This is a genomic window from Streptomyces sp. NPDC052079 (assembly GCF_040680275.1).
Lineage (GTDB): Bacteria > Actinomycetota > Actinomycetes > Streptomycetales > Streptomycetaceae > Streptomyces.
Window position 1 is genome coordinate 169,887 of the sequence record NZ_JBFAWL010000004.1, and the last position, 12,204, is coordinate 182,090.

16 protein-coding genes are annotated in these 12,204 nt (G+C 71.1%); 13 read left to right on the forward strand and 3 right to left on the reverse strand.

Annotated features, from left to right (window positions below; genetic code table 11):
* Positions 1 to 10: 10 nt before the first annotated feature.
* The gene (locus AB0L56_RS10010) at positions 11 to 973 is read right to left on the reverse strand and encodes a TIGR03557 family F420-dependent LLM class oxidoreductase (RefSeq protein ID WP_365421056.1); all 963 of its coding nucleotides are present in this window, start codon (positions 971 to 973) and stop codon (positions 11 to 13) included.
* A 142-nt stretch (positions 974 to 1,115) separates the two neighbouring features.
* On the opposite strand from AB0L56_RS10010, the gene AB0L56_RS10015 reads away from it, so the two are divergent.
* The 13 genes from AB0L56_RS10015 to AB0L56_RS10075 all read left to right on the forward strand — a co-directional run bounded on the left by AB0L56_RS10015 (position 1,116) and on the right by AB0L56_RS10075 (position 10,979).
* On the forward strand, positions 1,116 to 2,762 hold the full coding sequence (locus AB0L56_RS10015; RefSeq protein ID WP_365421059.1) for an FAD-dependent oxidoreductase: 1,647 nt from the start codon (positions 1,116 to 1,118) through the stop codon (positions 2,760 to 2,762).
* Positions 2,759 to 4,606, forward strand: coding sequence for a transketolase (locus tag AB0L56_RS10020; protein WP_365421062.1), 1,848 nt, complete (start codon positions 2,759 to 2,761; stop codon positions 4,604 to 4,606). The genes AB0L56_RS10015 and AB0L56_RS10020 overlap by 4 nt, the downstream gene beginning before the upstream one ends.
* Positions 4,603 to 5,529 (forward strand): non-homologous end-joining DNA ligase, encoded by a 927-nt coding sequence (gene ligD / locus AB0L56_RS10025; protein WP_361034679.1) that lies wholly within the window; start codon positions 4,603 to 4,605, stop codon positions 5,527 to 5,529. The genes AB0L56_RS10020 and ligD overlap by 4 nt, the downstream gene beginning before the upstream one ends.
* An 82-nt stretch (positions 5,530 to 5,611) precedes the next feature.
* Entirely contained in the window at positions 5,612 to 6,001 is a 390-nt protein-coding gene (locus AB0L56_RS10030) for a gas vesicle protein (protein WP_361034682.1), read from the forward strand.
* A gap of 76 nt (positions 6,002 to 6,077) precedes the next feature.
* Positions 6,078 to 6,512, forward strand: a complete 435-nt coding sequence (locus AB0L56_RS10035) for a gas vesicle structural protein GvpA (RefSeq protein ID WP_365421066.1) — start codon at positions 6,078 to 6,080, stop codon at positions 6,510 to 6,512.
* Positions 6,509 to 7,282, forward strand: coding sequence for a GvpL/GvpF family gas vesicle protein (locus AB0L56_RS10040; RefSeq protein ID WP_361034688.1), 774 nt, complete (start codon positions 6,509 to 6,511; stop codon positions 7,280 to 7,282). The genes AB0L56_RS10035 and AB0L56_RS10040 overlap by 4 nt, the downstream gene beginning before the upstream one ends.
* 4 nt (positions 7,283 to 7,286) lie before the next feature.
* Positions 7,287 to 7,550 (forward strand): gas vesicle protein GvpG, encoded by a 264-nt coding sequence (locus tag AB0L56_RS10045; protein ID WP_361034691.1) that lies wholly within the window; start codon positions 7,287 to 7,289, stop codon positions 7,548 to 7,550.
* Entirely contained in the window at positions 7,547 to 8,167 is a 621-nt protein-coding gene (locus tag AB0L56_RS10050) for a DNA primase (RefSeq protein WP_365421069.1), read from the forward strand. The genes AB0L56_RS10045 and AB0L56_RS10050 overlap by 4 nt, the downstream gene beginning before the upstream one ends.
* The gene (locus AB0L56_RS10055) at positions 8,164 to 9,366 is read left to right on the forward strand and encodes an SRPBCC family protein (protein ID WP_365421072.1); all 1,203 of its coding nucleotides are present in this window, start codon (positions 8,164 to 8,166) and stop codon (positions 9,364 to 9,366) included. The genes AB0L56_RS10050 and AB0L56_RS10055 overlap by 4 nt, the downstream gene beginning before the upstream one ends.
* Entirely contained in the window at positions 9,363 to 9,698 is a 336-nt protein-coding gene (locus AB0L56_RS10060; RefSeq protein ID WP_361034700.1) for a gas vesicle protein, read from the forward strand. The genes AB0L56_RS10055 and AB0L56_RS10060 overlap by 4 nt, the downstream gene beginning before the upstream one ends.
* Positions 9,695 to 10,474, forward strand: a complete 780-nt coding sequence (locus tag AB0L56_RS10065) for a GvpL/GvpF family gas vesicle protein (protein ID WP_365421075.1) — start codon at positions 9,695 to 9,697, stop codon at positions 10,472 to 10,474. Before AB0L56_RS10060 ends, AB0L56_RS10065 begins: the two co-directional genes overlap by 4 nt.
* Complete coding sequence (locus AB0L56_RS10070; RefSeq protein WP_149550895.1) at positions 10,471 to 10,659, forward strand: gas vesicle protein; 189 nt, start codon at positions 10,471 to 10,473, stop codon at positions 10,657 to 10,659. Before AB0L56_RS10065 ends, AB0L56_RS10070 begins: the two co-directional genes overlap by 4 nt.
* Positions 10,656 to 10,979 carry a gas vesicle protein K gene (locus AB0L56_RS10075; RefSeq protein WP_365421080.1) on the forward strand — a complete coding sequence of 108 codons (324 nt, stop codon included), beginning with the start codon at positions 10,656 to 10,658 and terminating at the stop codon, positions 10,977 to 10,979. Before AB0L56_RS10070 ends, AB0L56_RS10075 begins: the two co-directional genes overlap by 4 nt.
* Positions 10,980 to 11,069: 90 nt before the next feature.
* On the opposite strand, the gene AB0L56_RS10080 is transcribed toward AB0L56_RS10075, so the two are convergent.
* Both AB0L56_RS10080 and AB0L56_RS10085 read right to left on the reverse strand, forming a co-directional pair.
* Entirely contained in the window at positions 11,070 to 11,240 is a 171-nt protein-coding gene (locus tag AB0L56_RS10080) for a hydrophobic protein (protein ID WP_142192056.1), read from the reverse strand.
* A gap of 42 nt (positions 11,241 to 11,282) precedes the next feature.
* Entirely contained in the window at positions 11,283 to 12,104 is an 822-nt protein-coding gene (locus AB0L56_RS10085) for a methyltransferase domain-containing protein (protein ID WP_365421083.1), read from the reverse strand.
* Between the last annotated feature and the right edge of the window lie 100 nt (positions 12,105 to 12,204).

A 12,204-nucleotide genomic window follows, 5' to 3' on the forward strand; every position in this document is an offset into this window, starting at 1 on the left:
TCCTCCCCGGTCAGCCGGCCTGCTGGAGCTGCGGCAGCACCTTGGTGCGGTAGAAGTCGAAGAAGCCGCGCAGATCGGGGCCGATCTGGTTGACGTAGATCCGGTCGAAGCCCGCGTCCGCGAACCGGCGGAGCTCGGCGACATGCTCGTCCACGTCGTCGCCGCACACCCGGTTCTCGCGCACCATGTCCTCGGTGACCAGGGTCTGCGCCTGTTCGTAGTGCTTCGGCGAGGGCAGCACCTGGCCCAGTTCGCCGGGCAGCAGTTCGTTCGCCCAGAGCCGGTGCACGGTGCGCACGCACGCGTCGCGGTCGGTGCCGTAGCAGACCTTGGTGCCGCCGCTGACCGGCTTCCCGCCGCCCCCGCCCTTGCGGTACTGATCCACCATCGGGGCCTCCGGCATCGTCGTGATGTAGCCGTCGCCGACCCGGGCCGCCAGCTTGGTCGCCGCCGGGCCGAAGCCCGAGATGTCGATCGGCACGGGGTGGTCCGGGACGGTGTACAGCCGGGCGTTCTCCACCGTGTAGTGCGTGCCGTGGTGGTTGACCTGCCGGCCGGTGAACAGCCGGCGCATCACCTGTACGGCCTCCTCCAGCATCTCCAGGCGCACATGGGCGGGCGGCCAGCGGTCCCCGAGGATGTGCTCGTTCAGCGCTTCCCCGGTGCCCACGCCCAGCCGGAACTCCCCCGGGCACATCACCGCGCTCGTGGCCGCCGCATGCGCCACCACCGCCGGGTGCGTCCGCACGGTGGGGCAGGTCACCGCCGTACCCACCGGCAGGGACACCGCCTCGGACAGTGCGCCGATCACCGACCATACGAAGGGACTCTGCCCCTGCTCGTCGTTCCACGGGTGGTAGTGGTCCGAGATCCACAGCGCCTCGAACCCGGCCTGCTCGGCCATCCGCGCCTGCTCGATCAGCTCGGCGGGACCGTACTGCTCGCACGAGAGGAAATAGCCGTACTCGGGCATGGGCGGTGCCTCCGCGAGATGGGCGGTTCGGTCCCGGCCCGGGTACCCGGGGGCACCGGCGGAAACCGGCCGGACGTTTGGCGGCCCCGGCCGGGGGGACGCGGAAGTCTCCCGACGTACGCGACAGCGCCGGAGGCGAACCGTGAGTCGACCCCGCATAGTGATCGTCGGTGCCGGCTTCGCCGGATACCGCACGGCCCAGACCCTCTCCCGGCTGGCCCGTGGCCGCGCCGAGATCGTCCTGCTCAACCCGACCGACTACTTCCTGTACCTTCCGCTGCTGCCGCAGGTCGCCGCCGGCATTCTGGAGCCGCGCCGGGTCACGATCTCCCTCGCCGGCACGCTGCCGCACGTGCGGCTGGTGCTGGGGGAGTCCGACCGCATCGACCTCGACGCGCGGCAGGTGCACTACACCGGGCCCGAGGGCGAGAGCGGCACCCTCTCCTACGACCGGCTGGTGGTCGCGGCCGGCAGCGTCAACAAGCTGCTGCCGATCCCCGGTGTCGCCGAGCACGCCCACGGCTTCCGCGGTCTGCCCGAGGCCCTGTACCTGCGCGACCACGTGACACGCCAGGTGGAGATCGCCACCGCCACCGGCAACCCCAGGACCTGTTCCTCCCGCTGCACCTTCGTCGTGGTCGGCGCCGGCTACACCGGCACCGAAGTCGCCGCGCACGGGCAGCTGTTCACCGACGCGCAGGTCGCCAAGCATCCGATGCGGACCGGGATGCGGCCGCGCTGGATGCTGCTGGACATCGCCGACCGGGTGCTGCCCGAGCTGGACGAGCGGCTCTCCCGCACCGCCGACACGGTTCTGCGCGAGCGGGGCGTGGACGTGCGGATGCGCACGTCCGTGAAGGAGGCGACGCACGACGGAGTGCTGCTGACCGACGGGGAGTTCGTCCCCACCAGGACACTGGTGTGGTGCGTGGGCGTGCGCCCCGATCCGCTCACCGAGTCGCTGGGGCTGTCCATGGAGCGCGGCCGGCTGCTCGTGGACCCGCACCTCCAGGTGCCGGGCCGCCCGGAGGTCTTCGCCTGCGGTGACGCGGCGGCGGTGCCCGATCTGGAGAAGCCGGGGTCGTACACCCCGATGACCGCGCAGCACGCCTGGCGCCAGGGCAAGGTGTGCGGGCACAACATCGCCGCGTCGTTCGGCGACGGTGAGCGGCGTGCCTACCGGCACAAGGACATGGGGTTCGTGGTGGACCTCGGGGGCGCCAAGGCCGCCGCCAATCCGCTCGGCGTGCACCTCTCCGGGGTGGCAGCGGGAGTGGTCACCCGCGGCTACCACCTCGCCGCGATGCCGGGCAACCGGGTCCGGGTGGCCGCCGACTGGCTGCTCGACGCCGTACTGCCGCGTCAGGCCGTCCAGCTGGGCCTCGTACGGTCCTGGGCGGTGCCGCTGGACACGGCGTCCCCGGAACTGCCACGGATGCCGGGCGGGCCGGGCGGCGAGCCCGGCACGAAACAGGCGGGTGGTGAGCCGGGCAGGAACCAGCCCGGTGGTGAGCCCGCCAGGAACCAGCCGGGCGGTCAGCCCGCCAGGAACCAGCCCGGTGGTGAGCCGGCCAGGAACCAGCCCGGTGGTGAGCCCGCCAAGAATCAGCCGGGCGGTGAGCCCGCCAGGAACCAGCCGAGCGGGCAACCCGCCAGGAGCCAGCCCGGTGGTGAGCCCGCCAAGAGCGAGCCCGCCGTCGCGCCCCCGCCCGACCAGCCGCCGCCCGGTCCGGATGTCGCGCCCGGACCCGTCAGGCGCACCGACCCCTCCCCCGAAGGAGACTCATGAACACCGGTGAACTCGTCGAGCTGGGGCAGCAGCTGCGCGTGGACAGCGTGCGTGCCGCGGCCGCCGCGGGCTCCGGGCACCCCACGTCGTCGATGTCCGCAGCGGACCTGGTGGCCGTCCTCTTCGCCCGCCACTTCACGTACGACTTCGGGCGCCCCGACGATCCGGCCAACGACCGCTTCATCCTCTCCAAGGGCCACGCCTCGCCCCTGCTGTACGCCACCTACAAGGCGGCCGGCGCCATCGACGACAAGGAACTGCTCACCTTCCGCCATGCCGGCAGCCGCCTCGAAGGGCACCCCACCCCCCGGCAGCTGCCCTGGGTCGAGACGGCCACCGGCTCGCTCGGCCAGGGCCTCCCCGTGGGCGTCGGCATGGCGCTGGCCGGGAAGCGGCTGGATCACATCGACTACCGGGTGTGGGTGCTGAGCGGCGACAGCGAGCTCGCCGAGGGCTCGGTGTGGGAGGCGGCCGAGCACGCCTCGTACGAGAGTCTGGACAACCTCACGCTCATCGTGGACGTCAACCGGCTCGGCCAGCGCGGCCCCACCCGGCACGGGCACGACCTCGACGCCTACGCACGCCGCTTCCAGGCCTTCGGCTGGCACACGGTCGAGGTCGACGGGCACGACGTGGACGCCATCGACCGCGCCTACGGCGAGGCACTGTCCACCCGGGGCCAGCCCACCGCGGTCCTCGCCCGCACCCTCAAGGGCAAGGGCGTCGCATCGGTCCAGGACCGCGAGGGCCTGCACGGCAAGCCGCTGCCGAAGGCCGAGGAGGCCATTGCCGAGCTCGGCGGCCCGCGCGACCTGCGCCTGAACGTGCGGCAGCCGTCACCCGACGGAGCCCGGCCCTCCCGGCACCGCGCAGAGCTCGTCCTGCCCCGCTGGGACAAGGGCGACGAGGTGGCCACCCGCAACGCCTTCGGCAAGGCGCTGGCCGCCCTCGGCACCGCCCACGGCGACGTCGTCGCCCTCGACGGAGAGGTCGGCGACTCCACGCGCGCCGAGTTCTTCGCCAAGGAGCACCCCGAGCGCTACATCGAGTGCTACATCGCCGAACAGCAGATGGTCGCGGCGGCGGTGGGCGTGGCGGCGCGTGGCTGGACTCCGTACGCCGCCACCTTCGCCGCCTTCCTCACCCGCGCCCACGACTTCATCCGCATGGCGTCGATCAGCGGCTCCGCCATCAACCTCGTCGGCTCGCACGCGGGCGTCGCCATCGGCCAGGACGGCCCCAGCCAGATGGGCCTGGAGGACCTGGCGATGACGCGCGCGGTGCACGGCTCGACCGTGCTGTACCCGTGCGACGCCAACCAGACCGCCCGGCTGGTCGCCGCGATGGCCGGCCTCGACGGCATCCGCTATCTGCGCACCTCGCGCGGCGAGAGCCCGGTGATCTACGGCCCCGACGAGGAGTTCCCGGTCGGCGGCAGCAAGGTGCTGCGCTCCTCCGGCGGTGACCGGCTCACCCTCGTCGCCGCGGGCGTCACCGTGTTCGAGGCCCTGGCCGCCGCGGACTCGCTGGCGGCGGAGGGCATCGCCGTGCGGGTGATCGACCTGTACTCGGTGAAGCCCGTGGACCGCGTGACCCTGCGCACGGCCGCCGAGGAGACCGGCTGCCTGATGACCGTGGAGGACCACCACCCGGAGGGCGGACTCGGCGACGCGGTCGCGGAGGCCTTCACCGACGGACGCCCGATGCCCCGCCTGGTGCGGCTGGCCGTACGGAACATGCCGGGTTCGGCCTCCCCGGCCGAGCAGCTGCACGCCTCCGGCATCGACGCCGAGTCGATCAGTGCGGCCGGGCGGCTGCTGGTGGGGGAGGCGGTCGTGTCGTGAGCGACGACGGGTCGCGCACCGTCCGGGCCGGCCGTCGCACCGTGGAGATCCACCGGCCGGGCAAGGTGCTCTTCCCCGGCGGCCGCGACACCGCGGAGTACACCAAGAACGACCTCGTCGAGTACCACCGCGCCATCGCGCCGTTCATGCTGCCGCACCTGCGGGGTCGCCCGCTGATGTTGGAACGGCGCCCGGACGGCATCGACGGCCCGGCGTTCATACAGAAGAACACCCCGGACAGCTATCCCGACTGGATCACCCGCGCCAAGGTCCCCAAGGAGGGCGGCACCGTCACGCACACCGTGTGCGACGACACCGCCACGCTTCTCTTCCTCGTCGACCAGGCGTGCATCACCCTGCACTGCTGGCTGTCCCGCATGGACCGCATCACACAGCCGGACCGGCTGGTCTTCGACCTCGACCCGCCGGGCGACGACTTCGGGGCGGTCCGGGAGGCAGCCCGGCTGATGGGGGAACTGCTGGACGAGCTGAACCTGCCCTCGGCGCTGATGACCACCGGCTCCCGGGGCCTGCATGTGCTCGTGCCGCTGAACGGCCAGAGCGACTTCGACGACGTACGGGCCTTCGCTCGCGAGGTCGCCGACACCCTCGCCGACGCCCACCCCGACCGGCTCACCACCGCCGCCCGCAAGAAGGACCGCGGCGACCGGCTCTACATCGACGTGCAGCGCAACGCCTACGCGCAGACCGCGATCGCCCCCTACACCGTCCGCCCCCTGCCCGGCGCCCCCGTCGCCACGCCCGTCTCCTGGGACGAACTGGACGACCCTGACCTGAACGCCCGCCGCTGGACGGTCGCCGACGCCGTGGAGCACGCCCGCACCGACCCGTGGGCCGGCCTGCTGCGCCGGGGACGGGCCCTGGGCCCCGCGCGCCGCCGGCTGGCGGTGCTGCGCGGCTGAACGCGGCACGGCGGAGCGGCACCCGCTGAGGGTAGGGATGTTTGGCGAACAGACTTGCGGCCACACGGAGGGGGAGGTGGCCATGTCGAACACGAAGAACACCGAAGAGCCACAGGGCTCACACGACGCACAGGAGTCCCGGAAGACCCGTGACTCCGAGGAAACCAACAAGCCCACGGAGAACAACAGAACCACTCGCCGGCCGAGCCCGATGGAGCTGCTGCGCGAGGCGCGCGGTCAGCTCGCGGAGCTCACCGGGATGGAAGCCGAGTCCGTCTCGTCCTTCGAGCGGACGGACGACGGCTGGTCCCTGGAGGTCGAGGTCCTCGAACTCGAGCGGGTGCCCGACACGATGAGCCTGATGGCGAGTTACCGCGTCGAGCTGGACCCCGACGGCCAGCTGACCGGGTACCGGCGCGTGGGCCGCTACGAACGCGGACGTGCCGACCCGCACAGGCCCGGCGGCCGCTAGGCCGCCCCGCCGGACCCGCACCCACCGGCAAGAGCGTGCGATCCACACCCACCGACACCAAGGAGGAACGGGCGGAATGACAGTCGTACCGGCACAGCAGACCGGCGGCGGAGGCGGCAGCAGCGGCCTCTACGACGTACTTGAGCTTGTCCTGGACAGGGGGCTCGTCATCGACGCGTTTGTGCGCGTGTCCCTGGTCGGCATCGAGATCCTCAAGATCGATGTGCGTGTCGTCGTCGCCAGCGTCGACACCTACCTGCGCTTCGCCGAGGCCTGCAACCGCCTCGACCTCGAGGCCGGGCCCCGCAAGAGCCCGGGCCTGCCCGAGATCGTCGGCGAGGTCACCGAGTCCGGCGCCCGCGGCAAGTCCAAGGGGGCGCTGTCCGGCGCCGCCGAGACCGTCTCCGACGCCTTTAAGCAGGCGCGTGAGGGCGGTTCCGACCGTGAGACCGAATCCCGTCCGCGAGCCCGTAGGACCACCTCGGCGCGCCGCAAGGAGGAGCAGGAGTGAGCACCTACATCTACGGCATCACGGCGACCTCGCACCCCGGCCTGCCCGAGGGCATGGGAGGCGTGGGCGACCCGCCGCGGCCGGTGCGCGTCCTGCGGGAGGGTGAACTGGCGGCCCTGGTCAGCGACGCCCCCGAGGGGCTGCGTCCGAAGCGCAGGGAACTGCTCGCCCACCAGAACGTGCTCAGCGAGGCCGGCGCGGCCGGCTGTGTGCTGCCCATGCGGTTCGGCAGCGTCGCCCCGGACGACGACGCCGTCACCGCCGTCCTCACTGAGCGCGCCGAGCACTACCGGGAACGGCTGCAGGCCCTGGACGACCGGGTCGAGTACAACGTCAAGGCCAACCACGTCGAGGAAGCGGTGCTGCACCACGTGATGGCCGGCAACCCGGAGATCCGCGCCCTCGCGGAGGCCAACCGGCAGTCGGGCGGCGGAAGCTACGAACAGAAGATCCAGCTCGGCGAGATGGTCGCGTCGGCCGTCAAGGCCAAGGAGGCCGAGGACGCGATCGCACTGGAGCGCGTCCTGGAACCGGCCGCGGACGCGGTGAGCGTGGGCCCGGAGTCCACGGGCTGGCTCGCCAATGTGTCCTATCTGGTCAAGCGGGAGGCGGCGCAGGAGTTCCTGGCCGCGGTGGAGCAGGCCCGCGAGGAACTGCCCCACCTCGAAGTGCGGCTGAACGGCCCCCTGCCCCCCTACAGCTTCGTCGAGCCCGGCCCGGCCGAGCCGGCGGGCACCGCGGCCGGTGGGACAAACACCGAAGCGAGGTGACGACATGGGCCTGATCTCGGAGGTGTTCCTGCTGCCGCTCGCCCCGGCGCGCGGCAGCGGGTGGGTCATCCGGCAGGTGCTCCAGGAGGCGGAGCGCATCTACTACGACCCCGCCACCATCCGGGCGGAACTGGCCCGCCTCGAGGAACAGTTGGAGGCCGGACAGATCACCGAGGAGGAGTTCGACCGGCAGGAGGACGACCTACTGGACAGGTTGGAGACCGCAACGCGCACAGGCGCGGGTACAGGGGACGGGACGGCACAATGAACCGAATGGGACTGGGCCTCGCGATCGGGGTCGGATATCTCCTCGGACGGACCAAGAAGCTGAAAACGGCGGCGGTCGTCGGTGGCCTGGTGGCGGGCAAGAAGCTCAACGTCAGCCCCCGCGTGGTCGCCGAACTGGTCAGCCGGCAACTGCAGAACAACCCGCAGTTCAAGGAGCTCGGCGACCAGCTGCGCGGCGATCTGCGCGGAGTCGGCAAGGCCGCGTCCGGCGCCCTGGTGGAGCGGCAGATCGGCTCGCTCGCCGACCGGCTGCACGGCCGTACCGCCGCGATGCGCGAGCAGGTAGGCGGCGGCGCGCAGGAGAGCGAGGAGCCGGAGGAGGAGGCCGGCGAAGAACCCGAGGAGCGGGAGCGCGAGCCGGACGGCGAGGCCGGTCCGGAACAGGAGAAGCGCGGAGGGGAGCGCGCAGAGGAGCGGGCCCCGGAGCGGACGGCGAAGAAGGCACCGCCGACGAAGGCACCGGCGAAAAGGGCCGCTCCGGCAAAGAAGGCCGCCGCGAAGCGGACGCCCCCCGCGAAGAAGACGGCCGCCAGGAAGACCGCGGCCGTGTCCCGGGGCGGCCCCACCCGGACGTCGAAGGGAGGCGGTGAGCGATGACCGAGACCCTCGGAAAGGCCACCTCCGCCGCGCGTGAGCAAGCGGAGGGGGCAGCGAAGAACCCCCTCACCGATCTGGCCCACAGCGAGGCCGCCGACCGGCTCAAGGCCGAAGTGCAGGACTACCTCGCGGCACAGGCCACCCGACTGCTGAGCGGCCTCGGCCAGAAGCTCGGCGAGACCACGAACAAGCTCAACGACATCGCCGACGGCAAAAGCCCGGGCTTCGCCAAGCTCGCCGCCGAGGGCGGCCGCAAACTGGCCGAGGGCAAGGGCCCGGTGCGCAGCGCCGTCGAACTGGGCGCCTCACGCGCCAAGGACAATGTGATGGGCGCTGTGAAGGGCCTGGGCGGCGGCGGCAAGGACAAGGAGAAGGACAAGAGCAAGCGCTCCGTCGGCAACAAGCCCACCGTCATCCTGGAGTACGTCGACGTCCCGGTCCCGCTGCGCACGGCCTACGACCAGTGGACGCAGTACCAGGACTTCAGCACCTTCGCCAAGGGCGTCAAGAGCGCCGAGAAGAGCGACGACATCACGTCGGACTGGCAGGGGAAGATCTGGTGGTCCAGCCGCAGCTGGAAGGCGACGACCAACGAGCAGATCCCCGACGACCGCATCGCCTGGTCCTCGGAGGCCGCCAAGGGCACGATGAAGGGCGTCGTCTCCTTCCACCGTCTCGACGACAACCTCACCCGGATCGTGCTGCTCATCGAGTACTACCCGTCGGGCTTCTTCGAGAAGACCGCGAACATCTGGCGCGCCCAGGGCCGCCGCACCCGTCTGGACCTGAAGAACTTCGTCCGCTACGTCACCCTCAAGGGCGAGGCCGAGGACAGCTGGCGGGGCGAGATCCGCGACGCCGAGGTGGTCCGCAGCCACGAGGACGCGGTGGCCGAGGAGGAGGAAGCGGAGTCCAGGGAGCGCGAGGAGCGCGAGGAGCGCGGGGAGCGCGGGGAGTCCAGGGAGCCCGGTGAGGACGAAGGCCCGTTCGACGAGTACGACGAGAACGACGAGGAAGACGAGTACGACGAGGACGAAGAACCCGCCGACGAGTACGACGAAGAAGAGGAAGGCGAGGAAGAGGAACCCGCCGACGAATACGAGGAGGACGAGTATCCCGAGGAGGAGTACGAAGACGAGGACGAGGCCGGTGAGCCCGCCGCCGAGGACGAGCGTGCCGAGAGCCGGAGCCGCCGATGACCACGCCTAGCCGACTCCCCGAGCCGTACGGCCAAGGCAGCAGCGCCAATCTCGCCGACATCCTGGAAAGGGTGCTGGACAAGGGCATCGTGATCGCGGGCGACATCCGCATCAACCTGCTCGACATCGAGCTGCTCACCATCAAGCTGCGTTTGGTCGTCGCCTCCGTCGACAAGGCGAAGGAGATGGGGATCGACTGGTGGGAGTCCGACCCGGCGCTGTCCTCGGGCGCCCGTCGTGACGAACTGGCAAGGGAGAACGCGGAACTGCGCGAGCGGCTGGCCCGGCTGGAAGAGCTGGAGCCCCGCCGCGCACAGGAGGAGAGCACGTGACGGGACTGCGGTACGTCTACGCGGTCTGCCGGCCCTTCGGCACGCCGCTCCAGGCCCAGCTGACCGGAGTCGGCGGCGACCCGCCCCGGCTGCTGACCCACCACGGCCTCGTGGCGGTCGTGAGCCATGTGCCCGAGGCGGACTTCGCAGAGGAGCCGCTGCGCCGGCATCTGGAGGACCTCGACTGGCTGACCGGGGTCGCCCGCGCCCACCAGGGCGTGATCGACGCGCTCACCACCGTCACCACCCCGCTGCCGCTGCGCCTCGGCACCGTGTTCCGCGACGACAGCGGCGTACGGACGATGGTGCAGGAGCGGGAGGAGAGCTTCCTGCGCACCCTGGACCGACTGGAGGGCCGGGTCGAATGGGGCGTCAAGGTGTACGTCGAGGCGGAGCGGGAGCCAGAGGCCTCCGCGGCGCCCGCGCCGAAGCCGGCGTCCGGCCGGGACTACCTGCGGCAGCGGCGCACGCAGACGAAGTCGCAGGACGACCTGTGGCAGCGTGCCGAGACCTTCGCCACCCGGCTGCACGAGACCCTTTCCGAGAGCGCCGAGGACGCGCGGCTGCACGTACCGCAGAATCCCACGCTCTCCGGCGCATCCGGGCGCAATGTGCTCAATGCCGCCTATCTTGTTCCGCGCGTGAAATCCGAGGAATTCGTGGAGCGGGTGGAACGGGCCAAAGGCGGAGTTCCCGGAATACGCGTCGAACTCACCGGCCCCTGGGCGGCCTATTCGTTCGCCGGTGAGGAAACGACCGAGGAGGAGGGAACGTGACCGTCGTCGAACGGCGCGAAATAGCATTGGTGGATTTGCTGGACCGGCTCCTGGCCGGCGGTGTGGTCATCACCGGCGACATCACGCTGCGCATCGCGGACGTCGACCTGGTGCGAATCGACCTCAACGCGCTCATCAGCTCGGTCAACGCCCAGGTTCCCTCCCCCTTCGAGGGGTCGCTGTGACGGCCGCCCCCGACGACGGCCGGCGCCTCGAGCCGCACGGCAGCCGGCGCAATCGGCTGGACCTGGACCCCGACACGGTCGAACGCGATCTGATCAAACTGGTGCTCACCGTCGTGGAACTGCTGCGCCAGCTCATGGAGCGCCAAGCGCTGCGCCGGTTCGACGAGGGGGTTCTGAGCGAGGAGCAGGAGGAGCGGGTCGGGCTCACCCTCATGCTGCTGGAGGACCGGATGGCGGAACTGCGGGACCGCTACGGACTGCGGCCCGAGGACCTGAATCTGGACCTCGGGCCGCTCGGACCGCTGCTTCCCCGAGACTGAATGCACGGGGACTGAATGCACGGGACTGAATGCACGGAACTGAATGGACGGGACTTCCCCGGGACCGAGTCCCGGGGAAGTCCCGTCACCTCACCACCGGTACCAGCGGCCCCTGCCACCGCCTGCCGTGGTGCTGCGCATGAAGAATCCCAGCAGCCACACGATGAGGACCGCCAGGGCAATCCACCAGAGAACCTTTACCGCAAACCCGGCACCGAAAAGGATCAGCGCCAGCAGCAGAACGAGCAGAATGGGAACCATAATGTCAACCTCCTGACATTCTGATTGCCCGGAAAACTCGATTCAGACTTCCTTGCGGCAGAGAATTTCTCCGTGCAGCACGGTGAACCACCCGTCCTCCCGCGCGCCCCAGTCCCGCCACGCCGCGGCCACCTCCCGCAATTCCTCCCCGGTGGCGTGGCCCGCCCCGACGGCACGCTCCGCATAGGCCGAGTCCACGGTGCGGTCCGCCCACAGGCCGCTCCACCAGACCCGCTCACCGGCGGTCGAGAAGGTCCAGGTGCCGGAGGTCGCCGTGATGTCGGTGAATCCCGCGGCGAGCGCCCAGGACTTCAGCCGCCGCCCGGCGTCCGGCTCGCCCCCGTTGGCCCGGGCCACCCGCCGGTACAGGTCCAGCCAGCGGTCCAGGCCCGCCGACGTCGGATACCAGGTCATCGCCGCGTAGTCCGCGTCGCGTACGGCGACGTAGCCGCCCGGTCTGGTCACCCGCCGCATCTCGCGCAGGGCCCGGACCGGATCGCCCACGTGCTGGAGCACCTGGTGGGCGTGGACCACGCAGAACGAGTCGTCCGGGAAGTCCAGGGCGTGCACGTCCCCCGTCGTGAAGTCGGTGTTCCTCAGTCCCCGTTCGCCGGCCGTCGCGCGGGCCTGGTCCAGGATCCCCGGCTCCCGGTCGAGGCCGGTGACGTGGCCGTCGGGGACGAGCGCCGCGAGGTCGGCCGTGATCGTGCCGGGCCCGCATCCGATGTCCAGGATCCGCATATGGGGCTCGAGGACCCCGAGGAGGTACGCCGCGGAGTTCTCGGCGGTCCGCCAGGTGTGCGACCTCAGCACCGACTCGGGGTGACCGTGGGTATAGACGGCGGTCTCCCGCGCTTCCGGCATGCCGAACCCACTCCTTCCGCTCTCGTAGGAGGGCACTCACGGTACGCCCGAAGGCCGCATACTGAGACCCGGGTATCAGATCATGGACGCAGGTGATCTC

Excerpts from the sequence above, each read along its gene's own strand:
- AB0L56_RS10010 (WP_365421056.1), bottom strand. The coding sequence starts at position 973 with ATGCCCGAGTACGGCTATTTCCTCTCGTGCGAGCAGTACGGTCCCGCC.
- AB0L56_RS10020 (WP_365421062.1), top strand. The coding sequence starts at position 2,759 with ATGAACACCGGTGAACTCGTCGAGCTGGGGCAGCAGCTGCGCGTGGAC.
- AB0L56_RS10030 (WP_361034682.1), top strand. The coding sequence starts at position 5,612 with ATGTCGAACACGAAGAACACCGAAGAGCCACAGGGCTCACACGACGCA.
- AB0L56_RS10035 (WP_365421066.1), top strand. The coding sequence starts at position 6,078 with ATGACAGTCGTACCGGCACAGCAGACCGGCGGCGGAGGCGGCAGCAGC.
- AB0L56_RS10045 (WP_361034691.1), top strand. The coding sequence starts at position 7,287 with ATGGGCCTGATCTCGGAGGTGTTCCTGCTGCCGCTCGCCCCGGCGCGC.
- AB0L56_RS10050 (WP_365421069.1), top strand. The coding sequence starts at position 7,547 with ATGAACCGAATGGGACTGGGCCTCGCGATCGGGGTCGGATATCTCCTC.
- AB0L56_RS10055 (WP_365421072.1), top strand. The coding sequence starts at position 8,164 with ATGACCGAGACCCTCGGAAAGGCCACCTCCGCCGCGCGTGAGCAAGCG.
- AB0L56_RS10060 (WP_361034700.1), top strand. The coding sequence starts at position 9,363 with ATGACCACGCCTAGCCGACTCCCCGAGCCGTACGGCCAAGGCAGCAGC.
- AB0L56_RS10080 (WP_142192056.1), bottom strand. The coding sequence starts at position 11,240 with ATGGTTCCCATTCTGCTCGTTCTGCTGCTGGCGCTGATCCTTTTCGGT.
- AB0L56_RS10085 (WP_365421083.1), bottom strand. The coding sequence starts at position 12,104 with ATGCCGGAAGCGCGGGAGACCGCCGTCTATACCCACGGTCACCCCGAG.